Here is a 20711-nt window from a genome sequence, read left to right as displayed (position 1 = left end):
GATGGGAGAGCATGTTCAAGAGTGGATTCTAAATGTTCAGATAAAGACATAAAAAAATGAGCGTATTTACATACACTCATTTTTACTACATTTTACTAAAATTTGCTTAACTGACTGGCATTACCCGTAAGGGGATTTTTTATGGCAGCGATGCTTAAGGATGTAACTGCTTATTGTTCCGGTATATCGCACTGGTCATCCTGACATTGCGCGCCGTTGTCTGTAGGTGTTTCCAAAGCTTTTTTCAGCACCTGTTCAAACACTTCCCGTGGCTGGGCACCGGCTAAAGCAACGCGCTGGTCAAATACAAAAAAGGGTACGCCCGTCACTTTAAGCTGATCACGTGCTACATCCTGATCAAATTTCACAAAATCGGCATAGGCATCGGAATCGAGCACATCATCGACTTCCACCGGGTTTAAACCGATACGTGCAGCGACATCTTCCAGCGTTTCGCGTTCGCCAATGGCCAGACCTTGGGTCATATAGCTGTAGAAAAAAGCCTCTTTGGCTTCATTGCCCAAGCCTTTGCTTTGCGCCAGATGAATCAGACGGTGGGCATTCAAGGTATTGCCGGAATTGGCCTGTTCCCAGTTAAACTGGATGCCTTCTTCAGCAGCCATGCTGGCAATATTGCGCTGCATGTCTTCTACTTCTGCCAGGGTACGGCCATATTTTTGTGCCAGACGTTCAGAGTTGGAAATTTCCTGACGTTCCGGTGCCTCCGGGTCAAGCTGGAAGCTGTGCCAGTGCACCTCAAGTTCTACGCCGACCTGTGCTGCCGCGGCTTCAAGACGTTTTTTGCCGATATAACAGAAAGGGCAGACCACATCGGACCAGATATCTACACGCATGAATATTCTCTTTGCCTTGTTTTCAACTATTGATGGGGATGATTTGCCTGAATTAAAGCCGAGATGGGTACTTTGCCGCCAGCAAACCGTATTTTTCATCCTCATCACTTTATATTTTTTGAAAATAAGCTAAACGATAAAAAATTAGCTGAATAAAATAAATCACTTAAGTCATTTTTATTGTTTGATCTTTTGTGTGCTTTGTTGAATAATTTTGTCTAAAAAACAGGCGATACAACAACAAAGCGTTATGATAACGAGAAATACAACAAGAGGACAGGATATGCGACGTATAGTGTGGATCATCGTCCTCGTGACCTGTGCCGTGTTTGGATTGATGTTTTATCAATATCAGGCACAACAAAAAGAACTGACCCAATTACACGAATATCAGAACGTACTGTATGACAAGGCCGAGCAGATTTATGTACAGGCGCAGGATTGGTCGACCCCGATTCAGGTTGATCCGTCCGATCCGCGTTTAAGCGGTGATTATGCCCTGATGGCTGAATTTGTGATTAGCCATCTGGTGCAAAGTGCCGAAGCGCGTAACAGCTATTTACGTGAGCTGAAAGCGCTGCAATGGGATCAGTTTCTGGATATTAAACGCCTGAATGAAGATAAAAAACAGGACTATGCCGAAACTGAAGCGATGCTGTCACAGGTCAAAGCCATGATGGAGCTGTATCAGGAGCATCTGACTGAACATGAAGCTCAGGCGCTGGCCCAAATTGAAGAATTACCGATTAAATCGCATCTACGCCGTCAGTTAAGTGAATCTCTGCTGGAAAGCCGCCAGAATGATGAAGGCACAGTGCTGTTTGAGCTGGAAAAACAGAGCCTGAGTCAGGCCTATGTGCTGCTTGGGATTCTAAAAAATAATCGCTGGGAAATGAAAAACAACCTGTTTATGTTCTATGAAGATGCAGGCCTGAAACAGTTTAATCAGGCCTATCAGGACATGCTCAAGCTGAATCAGCAAATGCAGGAGATTACCCAGGCGCATCAGCAGGCATTGGCTGAAAAACTGTAAGTAACAGCTCAACTTCTTGCACCTGTTTTAAGCCAAAGCTTAATACTGCCCCAACACCGTCATGGGGCAGTATCGGCAGATGCAAGGTGCATTCTTAATGATCACCTGGCCACAGGCTCAGGACATATTTTAGTGCTGCTGCTGGCCGCGATGGCTGTGAAAATGCACTGTGAGTGTACAGCCTCTAGCGCTTTTTAAGGGTGTGGATGGCTACGAGTTATATACATGGACAGCATCGTGCGTGATCCATTTAAAAAGAGGAAAAGAATAAAATTATGAATGAAAAAATATTGGTATAAGTAATTGATAAAATTTTAAAATTTAAGAAATTATCTTTCTATTCTTTCTTGTTTTTAACTAGTTCATCTCCTCCTCATGTTGGTGCCGATTTACCAGCAAAATCCGGCAGATTTTTTAAAATGGCATAGTAATTGCTCCAATCCCGCAGGAAGCGCGCTTGTTTGTAACATGCAGGCAAGGGCCAGTATATTTTTAAAGGATGGCTTCAGAGAAAAGCATCACTCAGCTGCGGCGTGGGGCTACACATGACAACGAGCAAACAGAATATTTCGCCCGAAGATGAATTTTTAGGGACAGGAAAAAGCCTGACTTATGGCTTACAGCATGTATTAACCATGTATGGCGGTATTGTGGCGCCGCCATTGATTGTTGGCACAGCGGCCGGTTTAACTGCTGCGCAAATCGGGATTTTGATTACTGCTTCATTATTTATGGGTGGACTGGCGACTTTGTTACAGACCTTGGGCGTGAAATATTTCGGGGCACGCTTGCCACTGGTGCAAGGCGTGTCCTTTGCCGGCGTGGCCACCATGGTGGGTATTGCCACCACGGGTGGCGGTTTTAATGCCATTCTGGGCGCGGTGATTGCCTCCTCCTTAATCGGGTTATTGCTAGCGCCGTTTTTTGCCAAGATTATCCGTTTTTTCCCACCGGTGGTGACCGGCTGTGTGATTACCATCATCGGCCTGTCTTTATTGCCGGTGGCCGTGCGCTGGATTATGGGTGGCAATAGCAATGCAGCTGACTGGGGTTCTATGCAAAATATTGGTCTGGCCGCCATGACCCTGGGGATTTTGCTGCTTCTAAGCCGTTTTGGTTCTGAAACCATTCGCCGTACCGGAATTTTACTGGCAATTCTGATCGGTTCGATTCTGGCCTATGCCTTGGGTTTTGGCGATTTTTCCAAAGTGGGCGAGGGTGCCTGGTTTGCCTTTCCTGACTTTTTAGCCTTTGGCGCACCAACTTTTCATCTGTCTGCAATTCTGGCCATGACCATTGTGATGGTGGTGGTGTTAACTGAAACCACGGCCGATATTATTGCGGTGGGGGATATTGTCGGTGCCAAAGTCGATGACAAGCGTATTGCCAATGGCTTGCGCGCCGATATGATTTCCTCTGCAGTAGCGCCCTTCTTTGGCACCTTTATGCAAAGTGCTTTTGCCCAGAACGTCGGACTGGTGGCGATCACGGGCGTGAAAAGCCGTTTTGTGGTAGCTGCCGGTGGCCTGATTCTGGTGATCTTGGGCTTGCTGCCGATTATGGGCCGTCTTATTGCTTCCATTCCTACGCCGGTATTAGGTGGTGCGGGTCTGGTCTTATTTGGTACGGTAGCGGCCAGTGGGATTCGTACCTTATCTAAACTGGACTATAGCGATCAGAAGAATCTGATTATTGTCGCGACGTCTCTGGCTGCCGGGATGATTCCAATTATTGATCATTCTTTCTATGCCCAGTTTCCAACCTGGTTTAAAACCCTGTTCCATTCGGGCATTAGCTCGACCTGTGTGATGGCAATTTTCCTGAATATCCTGTTTAACCATCTTCATTTTGGTAAAAAGACAGCAGTTGAGCCAGTGTTAACCACAGTGGCCAAGCCGGAACATTAAGGCGATGAGCTGAAGCTTGCTTCAGTCGTGATTGAGATGCAATTTAAAAACGCCCGATGTAGCACATGGGGCGTTTTTATTAAGTGATTTCTGCGAATATAAAAAACCCCCCGCATTAAGCGGGGGTTTTTTTATCTTGGTATTTAAAGATTAAACACGTTCGATAATCGTCGCGATACCTTGGCCCAAACCAATACACATAGTCGCTAAACCGATTTGTGTATCTTGCTGTTCCATCACGTTAAGCAGTGTCGTGGTGATACGTGCACCCGAACAACCCAATGGGTGACCCAATGCAATTGCACCACCGTTCAGGTTAACGCGGTCTTGCTGGTCATAAATACCCAAGCCTTTCAGTACAGACAGACCTTGTGCAGCAAATGCTTCATTCAGCTCGAAGGTTTGAATGTCAGCAATCGACAAGCCAGCGCGTTTCAGGGCTTTTTGCGTTGCTGGTACTGGACCATAACCCATAATCGCCGCATCACAGCCGGCAACCGCCATTGAACGAATCACGGCACGTGGTTTCAGACCCAAAGCCTGCGCACGCTCATAAGACATCAACAGCATGGCCGATGCACCATCAGAGAGGGCAGATGAAGTTGCTGCTGTTACAGAACCGCCTTTCGGATCGAACACTGGGCGTAATGCCTTGAATGCGTCTAGGTTAGCATCTGGACGAATCACTTCATCCACATCGCATAGCTGCAATTTGCCTTCAGCATCATGACCTTCAATACCGACGATTTCATTCTTGAAACGGCCTTCTTGGGTCGCAGCCCAGGCGCGGCGGTGAGATTCCACACCAAACGCATCCTGTTCTTCACGGCTAATGCCGTTCATACGACCCAGCATTTCTGCCGTTAAGCCCATCATGTTAGATGCTTTGGCATAGTATTTAGAGGCTTCAGGGTTCAGGTCGATGCCGTGCATCATGCCCACATGGCCCATATGCTCAACACCACCAATAATGAAAATATCACCCTGGTTAGTGGCAATTTGCGCCGCTGCAGTATGAATCGCCTGCATCGATGAACCACATAAACGGTTCACGGTTTGACCCGCCACAGTTTTTGGCAGTTCAGCCAGTAACGCAATGTTACGGCCAATGTTCATACCTTGTTCCAGAGTCTGGTTGACACAGCCCCAGATTACGTCTTCAACTTCGTTGACATCAAATTGGTTACGAGCAACTAAAGCGCGAACCAGCTCCGCAGACATGCTGTCAGCACGTACATTGCGGAACATACCGTTTTTGCTTTTGCCCATGGCAGTACGTACGCCATCAACAATCACAACGTCACGTGGATTTAAAGTAGCCATTCACGTCGCTCCTTAACCGTAGAATTTCTTGTTGTTTTCAGCCATGTCACGCAGCATTTGCGGCGCTTCATATGCTTTACCTAAGTGCGCATATTTATCGCAAAGCGCAACATACTCAGCCACACCTGTCTGGTCGATGTAACGGCATGGACCACCACGGAATGGAGGGAAGCCTACACCCATGATCATCGCCATATCGGCTTCAGATGGTGTTGCGACAATGTTGTCTTCCAGGCAACGAACCGTTTCGTTACAGAAAGCCAGCATCATACGGTCAATGATTTCTTGTGGATCAAACTCGCGTTTTTCACCAGTCACCACGCCTGCAATTAACTCATAAGCAGTTGGATCAACGGTCTTGGCTTTTTTGCCTTTGCGATCCAATTCATATTTATAGAAACCGACATCGTTCTTTTGACCCAGACGCTGGTTTTCATACATCACCTGGATTGAGCCTTTGTAGTCTGGCTTCATACGGTCCGGGAAGCCTTCTGCCATCACTTCTGCGCCGTGAACGCCAGTGTCGATACCAACCACGTCCATCAGGTAAGCAGGACCCATTGGCCAGCCGAATTTTTCCATGACTTTGTCGATTTGCTGGAAGTCCGCACCATCTTTCAGTAACAGATCAAATGCACCGAAGTAAGGGAACAAGACGCGGTTCACCAGGAAGCCTGGGCAGTCATTGACCACGATTGGGGTTTTACCCATTTTCTGTGCAAGAACAACCGTTGTCGCAATGGCTTCAGCAGAAGTTTTCTCACCACGGATCACTTCTACCAGTGGCATCATATGTACCGGGTTAAAGAAGTGCATACCCACGAAGTTTTCTGGACGTTCCAGGTTTTCAGCCAGACGCGTGATTGAAATTGTAGACGTATTAGAAGCAATGATCGTATTTTCACGAACTTTGGCTTCAGTTTCTTTCAGTACGATGCCTTTGACTTTTGGATTTTCAGTCACAGCTTCAATCACGATGTCGACTTCTTTAAACTCGTCATAGCTTAAAGTCGGGCGGATACGTGCCAGGGTTTCACCCATTTGCGCCGGTTTCATCTTCTTGCGTTCAACCTGCTTGGTCAGCAGTTTGTTTGCTTCAGACATACCTAAGGCCAGTTGCGGGTTACCAATGTCTTTCATGATAATTGGTGTGCCTTTGCTTGCCGCCTGGTAAGCAATACCACCACCCATAATCCCGGCACCTAAAACAGCGGCCTGGTTAACAGGATGAGCACCTTTTTCATGTTTTTTTGAAGTTTTCTTTACGACCTGGTCGTTCAGGAACAGACCAATTAAGGCACCCGCTTGTGGGGTGACCGCAGCTTTGGCAAAACCTTCCGCTTCTGCTTTTAGGGCATCATTACGGCTCAGGCCAGCGCCGGCTTGTAATGAATCGAGTAACAGTTTTGGTGCCGGATATTGAGCCGGATTGGCTTTGGCCAGTACCGCACCTTTGGCTGTGTTGAACGCCATCATCTGTTCCAGCGGGTTCAATTTCACCGGATCGAGTTTTTCCTGACGCTTGGCTTTCCAGTCCAGACGGCCAGCTGCTGCCTGTTTAGCCAGATCAACCGCTGCTTCAGTCAGTTTGTCTGCGGCAACAACGGCATCTACTGCACCATCTTTTAATGCTGCGGCTGGTTTTTTCGGATTGGCCATTGCCATCCATTCCACCGCATTGTCGATCCCGATTAAACGGCTTAAACGTACTGTACCACCAAAGCCCGGGAAAATTCCCAGTTTGATTTCTGGCAGGCCGACTTGCGCCTGTTCGGACATGACACGGTAGTCACAGACCAGACACATTTCAAAACCGCCACCCAGCGCCATACCATTAATGGCAGCCACTTTAGGAATATCTAAATCTTCAAAGCTGTTGAAGATGTCGTGAACAGGCAAGGCCCATTCTACAATTGCTTGTTCGCCTTGTGCGAAGTTTTCACCAAACTCAGTGATATCTGCACCCACGATGAAGGTCGATTTACCTGAAGTGACCACCAAGCCTTTAATTTCACTATTGGCTTTGACAGCGTCAATTGCAGCTTTAAAATCTTCAATCGTTGCACGGTTAAATTTGTTGACCGACTCACCTTGTAAGTCAAAGCGGAATTCTGCAATTCCGTCCGAAAGCATTTGGACGGTAATGGCATTGCCAGCGTGGATCATGCCTGATCTCCTTTATTTTGGAGGATTTCTAAGTTGATGTTGTGAAGCGAGTGTGCATTTCCCGCACACTTCTATGCCTCGCTAATCTTACGATAACTATATCGAAAAAGAACATAACAAGTTGTATCAAGCCGTGACGCTAGGGTCATCAATTTTTCTATGCCCAATCAAGGTCTTGTTCCCTTTCTTCTCCTGCTTATTTCGCTTAAAAGCCAATGAAGTACTTGTTTCGGTTTTACTTTTTTGGCGCAGTTGCCCTCTGTTTATAACGGAAAAAGCTGGCGCTGCCCATGCCGGAGTTGTGGTGTTTTGGTCAAAAAAGTCAATTCGTGTGAATGGGCAGGGCAGTACAGGTACCTGAACAGCGCCAGTTTTGCAACGCTGTGTCTTAAACGACCGGCTGATTGGCCTGGCTAAATTTGTTATGCTCGCCGATATTTTGGCTTGTCTGTCGTACCTGTACAGGGCGGCAATTTCCCGGATGTTGCTATGCTTAAGTGGATTATTCTGGCCATCTTTGTCATTTCAGCGTTTTATATCCAGCAACGCGGCAAAGTTCGGCATTCGTTTTATCGTCAGTTCTTTGACCATTCGACCCTGTTCGCCCCGATTAATTTTCTGATGTACCGTTTTTCACGCGTACCGAATCAGCCCTACATCGACACCCAGCATTTTCAGGATTTAAAAGTGCTGGATGAACATTGGGAGATGATTCGCGATGAGGCCAAAGCGCTGTATGAACAAGGCGGCATCAAGGCCTCCAGCAAATATGATGATCTGGGGTTTAACTCTTTCTTTAAAACCGGCTGGAAACGCTTTTACCTGAAATGGTATGACACCGCGCATCCTTCTGCGGCCGAGCTGTGCCCGAAAACCACGGCTTTATTAAAAACCTTGCCAAGTATTAAAGCGGCAATGTTTACCGAACTGGCACCGGACAGCCGCCTGGTCCGGCATCGCGATCCTTATGCCGGTTCGCTGCGTTATCATTTGGGCTTAATGACCCCGAATGATGAGCGCTGTTTTATTGATGTCGATGGCCAGCGCTATTCATGGCGTGATGGTGAAAGTGTGGTATTTGATGAAACCTATATTCACTATGCTGAAAATGGCACTACGCAAAACCGGATTATTTTCTTTGCCGATGTCGAGCGGCCGTTAACTACCCGTTGGATGCAAAAGTTTAATCACTGGTTTGGTAAAAAGGTGATGACGGCAGCCAGCTCGCCCAATGAAGTTGGCGATCGTACCGGCGGCCTGAATAAAGTCTTTGCCTATGTTTATCAGATCCGGATTCAGGCCAAGGCCCTGAAAGCTAGAAACCGGACCCTGTATTACATTTTAAAATGGGTGCTGATGCTGGGGCTATTCTTCCTGATTTTTATCCGGCCTTATCTGTTTTAAGATGACATGCTGATCTTTTGCACTCCAACCCAAACGCCCACATGGGCGTTTTTTTCTGCACGGCCGAATACAGCAGCCCCCATAAATTTTGTGTAAGATACAGACAGTAAAGGGGAAAATAATGCAGAAATTTCGTTCCAAAATTGACTGGTGGGTGCTGGCTTTTCTGATCTGTATGACTGGGCTGCTGGTGCAATTGTTGCTGACCATGCAGGCCAAAGGTACCATGCAAGCGTATCCGGTGCATACTGCGGTGTATCTGCTGACCATTGTGGTGATCTGGTGGCCGGTGTGGAATACCCGCTATCGTGTGAGCGAAGACTGCCTGACCATCCGCTGCCTGTTTTTAAGCTGGCGCATCCCATTGGCGCAGATTCAAAAAGTATCATCGACCAATAACTCGGTGGCATCTCCGGCCATGTCCTTAAAACGCTTAAAGATTGACTATCAGCAAGATGGCGTGAACAAGTTTGTGCTGGTGTCGCCGCGGCATCCGGAGCAATTCTGCGCCGCGATTAAACAGCCTTTATCGTCCTGATTCAGTGCTGGTCGCTGGGTCCGGCTGAATCAACAGCTGCTGATCCTGACAGTCCAGACACAGACTAAGCTGCTCTGGATGACTGAGGAAATACAGCGCCAGAATCGGTTCCAGTTCGGTGCGCATGCGGCGGCCCAAATGCCGGGCGCCATAGCGAATATCATGTCCTTGATAAAAATAAGCCTTGGCGGCATCGGTCAGCTGTACCTGACGCTTCTGATGCTGCAGGCGTTTGTTCAGTTTTTCCAGTTCAATCTCGACCAGTTGCGGCAGGGCATTTTCCTGGACCGGCGCATAATGCAGGGTCCGGTCAATCCGGTTGAGAAATTCCGGATCAAAACGGCGCTGCATCACCTTTTCAATAATCTGTCTGGCCGGCAGACGTTTTAGACAGAGGTCCTGCATTTTTTTCGGGAACAGATTCAGCTTGTCCAGATATTGCTGCGCAGCTTGGGCACCGACATTACTGGTCATGAAAATCATGCAATTGCGAAAGTCGATGGTTTTGGTGCCAGAAGTCAGGGTCAGTTTGCCGGTGTCCAGCACATTCATTAGCCCGCGCAGTACTTCAGTCGAGGCTTTTTCCAGTTCATCAAACAGTACAATGCCGGGGCGGGTGTGACTGCCTGCAATCGCAGTTTCATCAAACAGGCTATGGCCTTCTTTGGAGCCAACATAGCCCGGCGGTGCACCGGTGAGTGCTGCTGCATAATGTTCCTGTGCCAGCGTGTTCATATCAATCCGGCAAAAAGCATCCGGGCGGCCATAAATCGCTTCACTGATCAGCCGGACAGTTTCAGTTTTACCGACGCCAGTTGGCCCCAGCATTAGCGTCACTGACAGCGGACGTTCCGGGCTGGAAAAATCTGCCTTGACCACATGCAGCATTTTTTCAATTTCATTTAAGGCTGCGTCCTGTCCAATAATCCGGGTTCTAAGCAGCTGCATCACTTCACGTGGTTCAAAATGAAAGCGCGGTTTGCCAATCAGGCGGTCTTTTTCCGATGCCGCATGCATTGAGGTGGCCGGCTGAATAATATGCATGGCAGAGTGGGCGGTGTGCATAAACTGAATCCTGAACGGGACAAGCTGTTCAGCATAGCAAAATTTGCCTGTGGCACTAAGACTTTGTAGCAATCATGTCATTTCTGCCGGCATGCTTGCGCGGCAATGCTTGAAAATAGCAGAATCACCATCACATCATGCTAGAGCAGACGAGATCGATAAATAGGCTGAATGTGAACGAAAACGCACGCGAACATATTGTCAAAATTCTGGCCAATATGACCACCTTGCCCGGTATTTACCGCATGCTGGGTAAAGATGGGGAACTGTTATATGTGGGCAAGGCCAAGAATCTTAAAAATCGCGTGTCCAGCTATTTCGTAAAAACCATCGAACATCCGAAAACCCAGGCGCTGGTGGCGCGGATTTATGATATTGAAACGCTGGTGGTACGCTCTGAAACCGAAGCCTTGCTGCTGGAACAGAACCTGATCAAGCTGCATCGGCCGCCGTATAACATCATGCTGCGCGATGACAAATCTTATGTCTATATTTTTGTCTCCAGTGACAAGCCTTATCCGCGGATTGCCAGTGGCCGTGGCAAAGGCAAGCATCAGGTCGGTAAATTTTTCGGGCCTTATCCAAGTGCCTACAACGCCCGCGATACTTTAATCGTGCTGCAAAAGCTGTTTAATGTGCGCCAGTGCGAAAACAGCTATTTTTCCCAGCGCAAACGTCCCTGCCTGCAATATCAGATCAAACGCTGTTCGGCGCCTTGTGTCGGGCTGATTTCACCGGAAGCCTACCAGGAAGATGTGCAGAACTCGATCCGCTTTTTACAGGGCGATACCCGTGAACTGAATCAGGAACTGATTGCCAAAATGGAAGCCGCGGCGGAAGCACTGGAGTTTGAAAAAGCGGTGTTTTATCGGGACCGGATGGCCTTGCTGCGCGATGTACAGGCACAACAGGCCATTTATAAGGTCAAAGGCGAAGCCGATATTCTGGCAATTGCCTATCAGGCCGGGGTGACCTGTGTGCAGATTATGCATGTGCGCAATGGCAAGATGCTGGGCGGGAAAAGCTATTTCCCGGATATGCTCGGAGATGATCAGGGCCAGATGTTGTCCGATTTTATCGCCAACTTCTATTTTCAGGTCGCCGATGAAGTACCGGCCGAGCTGATTGTGAATGTGGAACTGCCAGATGTCAAAGAGCTGGAGCAGGCGCTACAGCAGCAGTTTCAGCAGAAAGTCCAGATCAAGCACAAAGTCCGCGAAACCCGGGCCGAATGGCAAGAACTGGCACAAATGAACGTGCAACACGCGATTAAAGGCAAGCTGGCCAATCACTTCGAGTTGAATGAGCGTTTTCATCAGCTGGAGCAGGTGGTGGGGCGTCCTATTGACCGGATTGAATGTTTTGATATTTCCCACACCATGGGCGAAGCGACCGTGGCGTCTTGTGTGGTGTTTGATTCGGGCGGTGCGCGCAAACGCGATTATCGCCAGTTTTCCATCAATGACATTACCGAAGGCGATGACTATGCCGCAATGCGTCAGGCCCTGACCCGACGCTATAAAAAAGCCATGCTGCCGGATTTACTGCTGATTGATGGCGGTAAAGGCCAGCTGCATATGGCGATGGAAGTGATGCAGGAACTGGGACTGGAAGCCTTTATGGTCGGCGTGTCCAAAGGCGAGGGGCGTAAACCTGGACTGGAAACCCTGCATTTTACCGATGGCAGCAAAATCCAGCTGCCGGAAGACCATAAAGCCCTGCATCTGATTCAGCAGGTACGGGATGAAGCGCACCGTTTTGCCATTACCCGGCATCGGGCCAAACGTGATAAAAAACGTGGCAGTTCGGTGCTGGAAGTGATTCCCGGCCTGGGACCAAAACGCCGCCGTGATTTGCTGACCCATTTTGGCGGGATTCAGGGCGTGCTAAAAGCCTCGGAAAAAGACTTGATGCTGGTACCGGGACTGGGGCAGGTTATGGCGCGGACCATCTATAAAATTCTGCACGAATAAGTCCGGCATATTTGACCTATTGGCAAAAATAGTCACTGGCCAGTATACGATTGACCATTCACATCCACACTGAAAAGCTGCAAGATGAAGCGCACTCAATAAAAAGGAAAATATATGTCGCTGCGTTCTGTATTTGCCGCAATCGAGCAGGATGAATGGATTCAGATTCCAACAGGCTGGTTACAGGGCCGAACCATCTATGGCGGACTGGTGGCCGGACTGATGATGCAGAAAGCCCTTTCGGTGATTGCCGACCCGGATAAACGCCTGCTCAGTGCATCGGTGACCTTTGTCGGGCCGGTACGGGAAGACCGGGCCAGAATCAGTGCAGAAATTTTGCGACAGGGCAAGTCGGTGACCACGCTGGAAGTGCGCTTATGGCAGGATGATGCGGTACAAAGCATCTTGCTGGCCAGCTTTGGCGCGGCGCGTGAATCCAGTATTCAGGTACAGCAGGAACCGCTGGCGCCGGATTATCCTGCACCAGCGCAGCTTAACTATTTACCAGTGCATCAGCTGATGCCGGAATGCTATCAGCAGTTTGAAGTGTGCTGGGCCGAAGGCGATTATCCGTGTACCGGCAGCCAGCAGTCCGATTTTGGTGGCTGGTGCCGCTATACGCCAGAAAAACATGCCAACCGCGACTTTACTGTGGCCGATCTGGTCACACTGATGGACATTTGGCCACCGGGTGTACTGCCTTTATTTAAAACCTTGTCACCGGCCAGTTCGCTGACCTGGCATATTACTTATGTGCATCCGATCCGCCACCAAGTGCATGATTGGTTTAAATATAAAGTGATTACCGAGCATGCGGCAGATGGCTATTCTACTGAAACGGCGCATCTTTGGGATGCTGAAAACCGGCTGATTGCCATTTCGCGGCAAACCGTAACGGTCTTTGCCTAGTGACACTTTCTGCCATTTCGTATAAAGTGAAGCCTATTAACGATGGATAAACCCTCAAAAAATATGTGCATTTAGCTCGTGCATAACGGGGAAGCATTGGCGGTGTCTATGACAACAGGTCGAATCCTGAACATTCCAAATATTTTAACTTTAGCGCGTATAGCCTTAATTCCCGTATTTTTATTGGTGGCCTACTGGCCGCCTGCCATGGGAATCCATGATCATGATGCAGGGATGACCCGGCATCTGATTCTGACCGCTATTTTTGTGATTGCTGCCGTCACTGACTGGTTTGATGGCTATCTGGCACGAACCTTAAACCAGACCTCAGCCTTTGGCCGTTTCCTGGATCCGGTGGCGGATAAACTGATGGTGGCAGCCGCCCTGATTGTCTTGGTGCAATGGCAGCCGACCATTTCCATGGCCTTTGCCGCGATTGTAATTATTTCACGTGAAATTACCGTGTCGGCCTTGCGTGAATGGATGGCAGAACTTGGCGCGCGTACCAGCGTGGCGGTCTCTACCGTCGGGAAATATAAAACTGCATTTCAGATGATTGCGATTTCCGTGTTCTTGCTGAACTGGGAGCCACTGGAATTGCTTGGTTATGCCTTACTCTATACTGCGGTGGTGCTGACTTTGTGGTCGATGTTTATTTATTTAAAAGCCGCCTGGCCGTATTTAAAACAGCCTTAAGGCAAAAAAGCTCCTGTACAGGAGCTTTTTTTATGGATTAAAAAATACAGAATCATTCCTTCATCTTTAACCGGATTGCGGTTTAACTATGGGTTTCTTCTTCTGCGTCATCTTCAAAGGTTCGGGCAATCTTTTCAATATTCAGGCTTTTGGCCATCGCATCAAAAATTTCTTTATAGACACCGTCCTGATGGTACAGCGTGTCATGTTCGCCGTGTTCGGCAATCGCGCCTTCTTTCATGACATAGGTGTAATCGGCATCAATAATCTGCGACAGACTGTGTGAGATAATCACCACGGTACGGCCCTGTTTAATTTCATCCAGACTCTGCTTGATCTGCTCGGTGGCAATGGCATCCAGACTGGCGGTTGGTTCATCCAGAAAAATAATCGGTGGATTTTTCAGGAACATCCGCGCCAGTGCAATCCGCTGCTGCTGACCGCCCGAGAGCATCAGGGCATCACTGTCATAGCCTTGCGGGAGCTGCAAAATCTGCTCATGAATCGAGGCTTTCTGGGCGGCCTGTATCACTTCTTCCTGAGAAGCATCGGTTTTGCCATAGCGGATATTGTCAAAAATACTGCCCTGGAAAATATGGTTTTTTTGCAGCACCAGTCCGATATGGTCACGCAGGTATTGGGTGTCGATGTCTTTTAAATCCACTCCATCTAACTGAATGCTGCCCTGCTGTGGTTCATAGAATTTATCCAGCAGGCTGATCAGGGTCGATTTCCCTGCACCGGACAGGCCGACCAGCGCGGTAATCTTGTTGGGCTGAATGCACATCTCAATATTTTTTAAGGCATGATGCCCGTTCGGATAATAAAACTCGACTCCGCTTAAATTAAATTGCCCGCGAATTGCCGGTTTTTGTGCACCGCTGGCTTCAATTTCATCATCAGCCTCCAGAATCTGGAAAAAGCTTTCCGAGTAGATCATGGCATCATTCACTTCATCATAAATCCGGTGCAGTGAACGGATTGGTGCAGATACGTTATTAAACAGCAGCACGTGATACATGATCATACCGATACTCATCTGGCCATCCAGCACAAAATAGGCAGTCAGGATAATAATCAGCACAATCCCGATCTGTTCAATAAAGGTTTTCAGGCCATCAAACAGGAAGCTGGTCTGCCGGGTATGCATCTGGTTATCGGTCAGTTCCTTTTGCAGTTTTAGCTGTTTGTCCGATTCGATATGTTCCCGGTTAAAGGATTTGATCACGGTAATCGAGTTGATAATACTCAGAATGCCCTGGCTTTTCCGTTCACGGCCATCACGTAAATTGCGGCGCCAGCTGCCAAGTTTCTGGGCCTGTTTATAGGTCAGCCAGAAATAAATGGGCACAATGGCCGAGGCTACCAGCCCGACATAGAAATTGGCCCAGTACATCAGCCCTAAGGCAATAATCGCACTGGTAAATAACGGTAAAATATCAATAAAAAAGATTTGTACCAGCCGGGTGAGGGAGCCAATGCCGCGATCAATCCGGGTTTGCAGCTTGCCGGCCTGATTGTTGTCCTGATTAAAAAACGCCAGCCGGTAAGTCAGGAACTTTTCAATAATACCTTGGGCCAAATCCTGCGACACAAAAATCCGCAGTTTTTCACCATAAAATTTCTGCCCGAATTGGACAAAGGCATTAATGATTTCCTTGCCCAGTAAAATGGCGCTAATGGTTATCAGAATCTGCCAGCCTTCAGCCAGCCCCTGACCAGCTTCTACCAGCCGGTTAATGCTGTCGACGGCATATTGCAGGGTCAGGGCATTGACCTGTGCGGTCAGAGAACCAATTAAAGTCAGAATCAGCGTGGCAATCACCAGCAGCCGATACGGCCGCACAAAGGGCTTGAGCTTCTGAAAGAGCTGCCATAAGTTCATAAGCAATTATTTTTTATTCTAAAACCTGTTTTTCAGTCTATGTCGATTTGGCGTGGCTCACAAGCACAGAGAATGTTTTGATTTGTGAAGCCGTTTTGGGTTTAAACTGAAGTTCCGCTTCGCAGGAAAACGCCACAATGAATCTGGAACTGTTTCCGCCTGAGCCGCGGCAGAATCTGTTGCCCTATGAGGGGATCGTGCAGGATTATGGGCTGATTCTGTCCGCTGAGGACAGTCACGCTTACTTGCAGCAATGTTTACAGCAGCTGGCCTGGCAAGCCGATGAAGTCACCTTATTTGGCAAACATTATGTCACCGCGCGGAAAATTGCCTGGTATGGTGATGAGTATTATCAGTATCGTTATTCGGGCAGTTTGAAGCAGGCGCAGCGTTGGCATCCGGCTTTGTGGCAGTTAAAACAGCAGATTGAACAGATCGTGGGACATCCATTTAATTCCTGTTTAGCCAATTTATATGCAGATGGCAGTCAGGGACTGGGCTGGCACAGTGATGATGAACCGAGTCTGGTCGCAGCTCCGGGTGCAGAAACGGTGATTGCTTCTTTAAGTCTGGGTGCAACCCGTAAATTTAGCTTTAAGCACAAACACAGCGCAGCAAAAGTTGAACTGCTGCTACAGAGTGGCCAATTAATTGTGATGCGCGGGCAGACCCAGCGCTACTGGAAGCACAGCCTGCCCAAATCCAGCCGTGTGGTGACGCCGCGAATCAATTTAACCTTTCGCTATTTTTATCCACTCTAATGCTGGTTGTGATCCAAAGGCCGGGCAGGGCAGAGATTTATCTCACCACGCTGATCTTAACAGCTGTATTTTGATAAAGATCAAGTTAAGCGTGTGGATTCAGACTTTCAACTTTCTGTTCAATCAGCGCGGCATTTTCCTGCAAAATGGCAATCAGCTTTTCGACATTGACAAATTCAAAGCGGTTTTTGGAGGCCAGTAAGGTCAGGGTGAATGGTGCTGTTTTATTGGAGAGTCTGATCGGCACCGACAAGCCGGCCAGTTGCGGTTCCAGTTCACCACTAGAATAGTAATAGCCCTGTTTTTTGATCTTTTTCATTTTGCTGATGAACTCGGCTTCATCCTGGGCAAAACCGGACTGACGGAACTGCACGGCAAAACGCTGATAATAATTCAGCATTTTCTGTTTTGGTAAATGCGCCAGCATGATTTTCGGTGACGAACCCATATACACCGGACGTGGGCAGCCGCGGCCATAGGACAGCAGATTCATATGCTGGAATACTTCATCATGCAGGTCGATACAGGCATCCTGATTCAGATAGGTCAGTACGCAGCAAAATTCGGTACGCTGCACAATATCCTGCATAAACGGAATGCTGATTTGCACCAGTGGATCGGTGGTGCGGGAAATATAATCCAGCACTGCAATTTTCGAGCCGAGGGTGTAATCGCCCGAAGTCCCACTTAAACGCTGCAATAATTCGGCCGAAACCAGTTCTTTTAAATAGCGGTAGCTGGTCGGTTTGGACAGGCCCAGTTCTTCACTGATCATATCGACATTAATCACCGGACGTGACACTGAAAATAAATTCAGAACCATCAAAATTTTGCCAAAACTCGATATTGCCATCAGCGATTACTCTACAACGTGAAAAAAGATCAATGAAAAAATCCGGTACTGACTATCATAACAGACCGGATTGAGCTGAAAACCAAGAGAAAGGGGATTTGGACGTCAACAGCGAGATTTTAAGGCTGGACGCCTTGCGGATAACGATACCAGCTTTCAATGAACAGGGCGGCCGCAATACTGTCGGCGGCAATTTTTTTACCACGTCCCTGGGCCTGATAATGATCCAGTTCATCACGGGCTTCACGCGTGGTCAAACGTTCATCTACCATCAGGGTTTCAATATTGGTCTGATGACGCAGACGTCGGGCAAACTTGCGCGCCCGGGTCGACAGCTCTGACTCGCTATCATCCATGTTCAGTGGCAAGCCAACCAGAAATAAATTTGGCTGATACTGTTTCACCAGTTTCAGCAGTTCATCCCAGTTTGGAATACCATCTTTCATGGGAAACAGGGCCAGCGGCGTGGCGCTTTCAATCAGGGATTGACCCACCGCCATGCCCATTTTCTGGGTGCCAAAATCGAAGGCCATAATCAGGTGTACAGCAGACTCAGGCATGGCCAATCTCTGATGCAAGCCAGGTGCGGTCAATTCCGATTTTCCGGTAGGCGGCATCCCAACGGTCGCTATAGGGCAGGTTAAAAATCAGGTCCATATCTGAATCACAGATCAGCCAGTCACCACGCGAAATTTCTTCTTCCAGCTGGTTTTTACTCCAGCTGGCATAGCCGAGGGCAATCTGGTAACGGCCTACGCCTTCGTTATGGGCAATGGCATCCAGAATATCTTTGGAAGTGGTAATACAGACATTTTCACCAACCGCAATGGATGAATGCCAAGTTGGCTGGCCAGTATGCAGCACAAATCCGGCTTCCGGACGCAGCGGCCCGCCTTGCAATACTTCATGTGGATGGACATGATCGGCTTCAATATCCAGATCATTCAGTAACTCTTTAATTTGAATCCCTGCCGGACGATTGAGAATAATGCCTTGCGCCCCGTCTTCATCATGACGCGCCAAATAAATGACAGTATTCGCAAAAAAGTCATCATTTATCTCGGGTGGCGCAATAAGACAGCGATGTGTCAGATATTGTTTGGTCACCTAAGCCTTTCTCCTAAAATGTATGTTCTGATATAGATATAGGTCTTAATCATCACGTTACAAGAGGATTGCTATTTCACCAAACATTTTTTGTGGTTTTTCAGTGATTTTATGCGCCAGATTGAAACTTGAGCTGACGCAACTGCTTGGCATGCTGCAAGGTGGTTTCGTTAATTTCGACGCCACCGGTCATCCGCGCCAGTTCCAGAATCCGCTCTTCTTCTTGCAGCATTAAAATAGTACTGCTGGCCGGATCGGTCTGCTGTTTTTTCACCAGCAGGTGCTGGTCAGACTGAGCCGCAACCTGCGCCTGATGGGTAATACACAGAATTTGTACATGCTGTCCCAGACCGGCCAGTAAACGACCCACAATTTCCGCCGTACCACCACTAATCCCGACATCAATTTCGTCAAACACCAGCACTTCTGCTTCGGTTTTTTCAGCATTCATGACCTGCATCACCAGCGCAATACGTGACAGTTCACCGCCCGAAGCGACACGCGCCAGTGGTTGTGCTGGAATGCCTTTATTGGCTGTAAACAGCAGCTGGATAAAGCTTAAGCCTTCACTCGATGGCTGCTCTAAAGGCTCAAATTTAAATTCAAAATGTGCTTCTGGCAAGGCCAGCTGTTTCACCTGTTCGGTCAGCTGTTTGGCCAAAGGTCCGGCAGCTTCACGTCGAATCTGGTCTAAATGTTCGGCCTTGGCCAAAAAGTCCTGATAGGACACTTCGACCTGTTCGGCCAAGGTTTCCGGATCTTCCAGCTGATGCAGCTGTTCCAGCTCGGCCTGCCAGTTGTCATATTCGGTTTTCAATAATTCTGGCTGGGTGCGATATTTACGGGCCAGACGATGGAAAATTTCCAGTTTGGAATTCAGTTCTTCCATCCGCTCCGGATCGAAACTCTGCCGGTCAATAAAATGACGCAAACTGGCGGTGGCATCTTCAATTTCACTTTGCGCATTCAGCAGGGAAGTATAAATTTCTGACAGCTGTTCACTACGGCCGGCATGGCTTTCCAGACGCCGTAAAATCGAGGACAGTTCCTGGCTCAGGTTTGGCTCTGCTTCATCCAGCCCGTTCAGACTATAGGCACAATCCTGCATAATCGCTTCATGATGGCTTAAGCGATCAAATTCCTGTTCAATATCGGCATAATCGACCTGGACCACTTCTTCTAATTCTTCCAGCTGCAATTCCAGTGTGTCGATGCGCTGTTTACGCGTCGCCTGGGCATCCAAAGCCGCCTGATGCTGGCGAATATCTTTTTGCCACTGGCTATAGGCATCGCGTACGGCCTGGGCTGGCGCATAAAAATTGCTATAACGATCCAGCCAGTGTTTTGGATAAGGCGGTTCTAACAGCTGCTGCTGGCTGTGCTGGCTATACAGCTGCACCAGCAAACGGCCAATTTCTTTGAGCTCAGACAGACTGCTCGGACGGCCGTTAATCCAGGCCTTGCTGCGTCCGGTGGCGAAAATTACCCGGCGTAAATGGATTTCACCCGATTCATCATCCAGTTCCTGCTGTTTCAGCCACTCGGCTTCCGGACTGCCGTCATGATAACTGAAGGTGGCAGTGACATCGGCCTTGTCTGCGCCATAACGGACATAATTGGTGTCGGTGCGTTCACCTAGACAGGCCGAAAGCGCATCCAGCAATAATGATTTTCCGGCACCTGTTTCCCCGGTCAGGACGTTAAAACCAGATTCAATATCAATGGCTAAACGGTCGGCTAAGGCAAAATTGATCAGGGTTAAATGTGTCAGCATAAACGCATCCAGGCTGCGAAAAGTTTGAGTTGAAGAGTGTCAGGTTGGGCAGTGCAAAGCATCGCCCTTTATTTTAAGCAACTGAAAAAACACGATCATTCTAGCTTAATTTTTGCAGAAAAATAAAACTTCTCGGTACAGAATATTCAGCGGCATGCTGTGAGCAGAGGTTCTACATCCACCATGTAGATCAAGTCGCTACTGTTGCAATCGAAAGATCAGCTGTTATCTTCATCTGAAACAGAAAACTGTGTCCAGTTTCATGTGCTTGCAATACAGCGCCGGCAGAATGGTGCATAACTTTATCTGCCAATCATCAATTTTTTGTGATTATCAGACAAGCTGAAGACGAGCAGGAAGGTGCTCACTATATTTAGAGATTCAGATGAAAATCAGTCAGATGCATAACCCGAATTGAACCAGTTCGGCGCAGGATTTGTCAGGCTGAAAATACAGATGGTCG

Annotated in this window: 17 protein-coding genes; 8 read left to right on the top strand and 9 right to left on the bottom strand. The window is 48.2% G+C overall.

Annotated features, from left to right (window positions below; all coding sequences use genetic code 11):
* Positions 1-170: 170 nt before the first annotated feature.
* The gene (locus FTU86_RS10090; protein ID WP_168384402.1) at positions 171-854 is read right to left on the bottom strand and encodes a DsbA family oxidoreductase; all 684 of its coding nucleotides are present in this window, start codon (positions 852-854) and stop codon (positions 171-173) included.
* A gap of 283 nt (positions 855-1137) precedes the next feature.
* Between FTU86_RS10090 and FTU86_RS10085 the strand changes: the two genes are divergently transcribed.
* Complete coding sequence (locus tag FTU86_RS10085) at positions 1138-1887, top strand: hypothetical protein (RefSeq protein ID WP_104471815.1); 750 nt, start codon at positions 1138-1140, stop codon at positions 1885-1887.
* A 545-nt stretch (positions 1888-2432) separates the two neighbouring features.
* Positions 2433-3794, top strand: coding sequence for a nucleobase:cation symporter-2 family protein (locus FTU86_RS10080; RefSeq protein ID WP_104498569.1), 1362 nt, complete (start codon positions 2433-2435; stop codon positions 3792-3794).
* A 150-nt stretch (positions 3795-3944) separates the two neighbouring features.
* On the opposite strand, the gene fadA is transcribed toward FTU86_RS10080, so the two are convergent.
* Together fadA and fadB are read right to left on the bottom strand one after the other, a co-directional pair.
* Positions 3945-5117, bottom strand: a complete 1173-nt coding sequence (gene fadA, locus FTU86_RS10075; protein WP_104470478.1) for an acetyl-CoA C-acyltransferase FadA — start codon at positions 5115-5117, stop codon at positions 3945-3947.
* Between the two features lie 12 nt (positions 5118-5129).
* The gene (fadB, locus tag FTU86_RS10070) at positions 5130-7283 is read right to left on the bottom strand and encodes a fatty acid oxidation complex subunit alpha FadB (protein ID WP_180036773.1); all 2154 of its coding nucleotides are present in this window, start codon (positions 7281-7283) and stop codon (positions 5130-5132) included.
* 489 nt (positions 7284-7772) lie between these two features.
* On the opposite strand from fadB, the gene lpxO reads away from it, so the two are divergent.
* Both lpxO and FTU86_RS10060 read left to right on the top strand, forming a co-directional pair.
* On the top strand, positions 7773-8687 hold the full coding sequence (gene lpxO / locus FTU86_RS10065) for a lipid A hydroxylase LpxO (protein ID WP_075167599.1): 915 nt from the start codon (positions 7773-7775) through the stop codon (positions 8685-8687).
* A gap of 121 nt (positions 8688-8808) precedes the next feature.
* The gene (locus tag FTU86_RS10060; RefSeq protein WP_163143064.1) at positions 8809-9225 is read left to right on the top strand and encodes a PH domain-containing protein; all 417 of its coding nucleotides are present in this window, start codon (positions 8809-8811) and stop codon (positions 9223-9225) included.
* Here FTU86_RS10060 and FTU86_RS10055 read toward each other — a convergent pair.
* Positions 9214-10290, bottom strand: coding sequence for an AAA family ATPase (locus tag FTU86_RS10055; RefSeq protein WP_180036774.1), 1077 nt, complete (start codon positions 10288-10290; stop codon positions 9214-9216). The two genes, FTU86_RS10060 and FTU86_RS10055, sit on opposite strands and share 12 nt — an antisense overlap.
* A 173-nt stretch (positions 10291-10463) precedes the next feature.
* On the opposite strand from FTU86_RS10055, the gene uvrC reads away from it, so the two are divergent.
* The 3 genes from uvrC to pgsA all read left to right on the top strand — a co-directional run bounded on the left by uvrC (position 10464) and on the right by pgsA (position 13868).
* A complete protein-coding gene (uvrC, locus tag FTU86_RS10050) occupies positions 10464-12263 on the top strand; it encodes an excinuclease ABC subunit UvrC (protein ID WP_127798515.1) in 1800 nt (599 codons plus the stop codon).
* Between the two features lie 114 nt (positions 12264-12377).
* A complete protein-coding gene (locus FTU86_RS10045) occupies positions 12378-13172 on the top strand; it encodes a thioesterase family protein (RefSeq protein WP_104473326.1) in 795 nt (264 codons plus the stop codon).
* Between the two features lie 108 nt (positions 13173-13280).
* Positions 13281-13868, top strand: a complete 588-nt coding sequence (pgsA, locus tag FTU86_RS10040) for a CDP-diacylglycerol--glycerol-3-phosphate 3-phosphatidyltransferase (RefSeq protein WP_034598126.1) — start codon at positions 13281-13283, stop codon at positions 13866-13868.
* An 82-nt stretch (positions 13869-13950) separates the two neighbouring features.
* Here the strand turns inward: pgsA and FTU86_RS10035 are convergent, their stop codons facing one another.
* On the bottom strand, positions 13951-15753 hold the full coding sequence (locus tag FTU86_RS10035; protein WP_177155272.1) for an ABC transporter ATP-binding protein: 1803 nt from the start codon (positions 15751-15753) through the stop codon (positions 13951-13953).
* A 137-nt stretch (positions 15754-15890) separates the two neighbouring features.
* Here FTU86_RS10035 and FTU86_RS10030 point away from each other — a divergent pair, with 137 nt between their 5' ends.
* Entirely contained in the window at positions 15891-16514 is a 624-nt protein-coding gene (locus tag FTU86_RS10030) for an alpha-ketoglutarate-dependent dioxygenase AlkB (protein WP_104492097.1), read from the top strand.
* An 85-nt stretch (positions 16515-16599) separates the two neighbouring features.
* Here FTU86_RS10030 and FTU86_RS10025 read toward each other — a convergent pair whose 3' ends face one another.
* The 4 genes from FTU86_RS10025 to recN form a co-directional block, all read right to left on the bottom strand.
* A complete protein-coding gene (locus tag FTU86_RS10025) occupies positions 16600-17367 on the bottom strand; it encodes an IclR family transcriptional regulator (protein ID WP_005181757.1) in 768 nt (255 codons plus the stop codon).
* Positions 17368-17486: 119 nt separating this feature from the next.
* Entirely contained in the window at positions 17487-17927 is a 441-nt protein-coding gene (gene ruvX, locus FTU86_RS10020; protein ID WP_075167604.1) for a Holliday junction resolvase RuvX, read from the bottom strand.
* The gene (locus tag FTU86_RS10015; protein WP_005181761.1) at positions 17920-18474 is read right to left on the bottom strand and encodes a YqgE/AlgH family protein; all 555 of its coding nucleotides are present in this window, start codon (positions 18472-18474) and stop codon (positions 17920-17922) included. Before FTU86_RS10015 ends, ruvX begins: the two co-directional genes overlap by 8 nt.
* Before the next feature lie 109 nt (positions 18475-18583).
* On the bottom strand, positions 18584-20248 hold the full coding sequence (recN, locus tag FTU86_RS10010; protein WP_104989178.1) for a DNA repair protein RecN: 1665 nt from the start codon (positions 20246-20248) through the stop codon (positions 18584-18586).
* Positions 20249-20711 lie beyond the last annotated feature (463 nt).

Source organism: Acinetobacter sp. YH12155, from assembly GCF_013418255.1.
GTDB classification, from domain to species: Bacteria; Pseudomonadota; Gammaproteobacteria; order Pseudomonadales; family Moraxellaceae; genus Acinetobacter; species Acinetobacter indicus.
The sequence above is the reverse complement of the archived record's forward strand: the minus strand, read 5'-3'. Positions and strand labels throughout refer to the sequence as shown.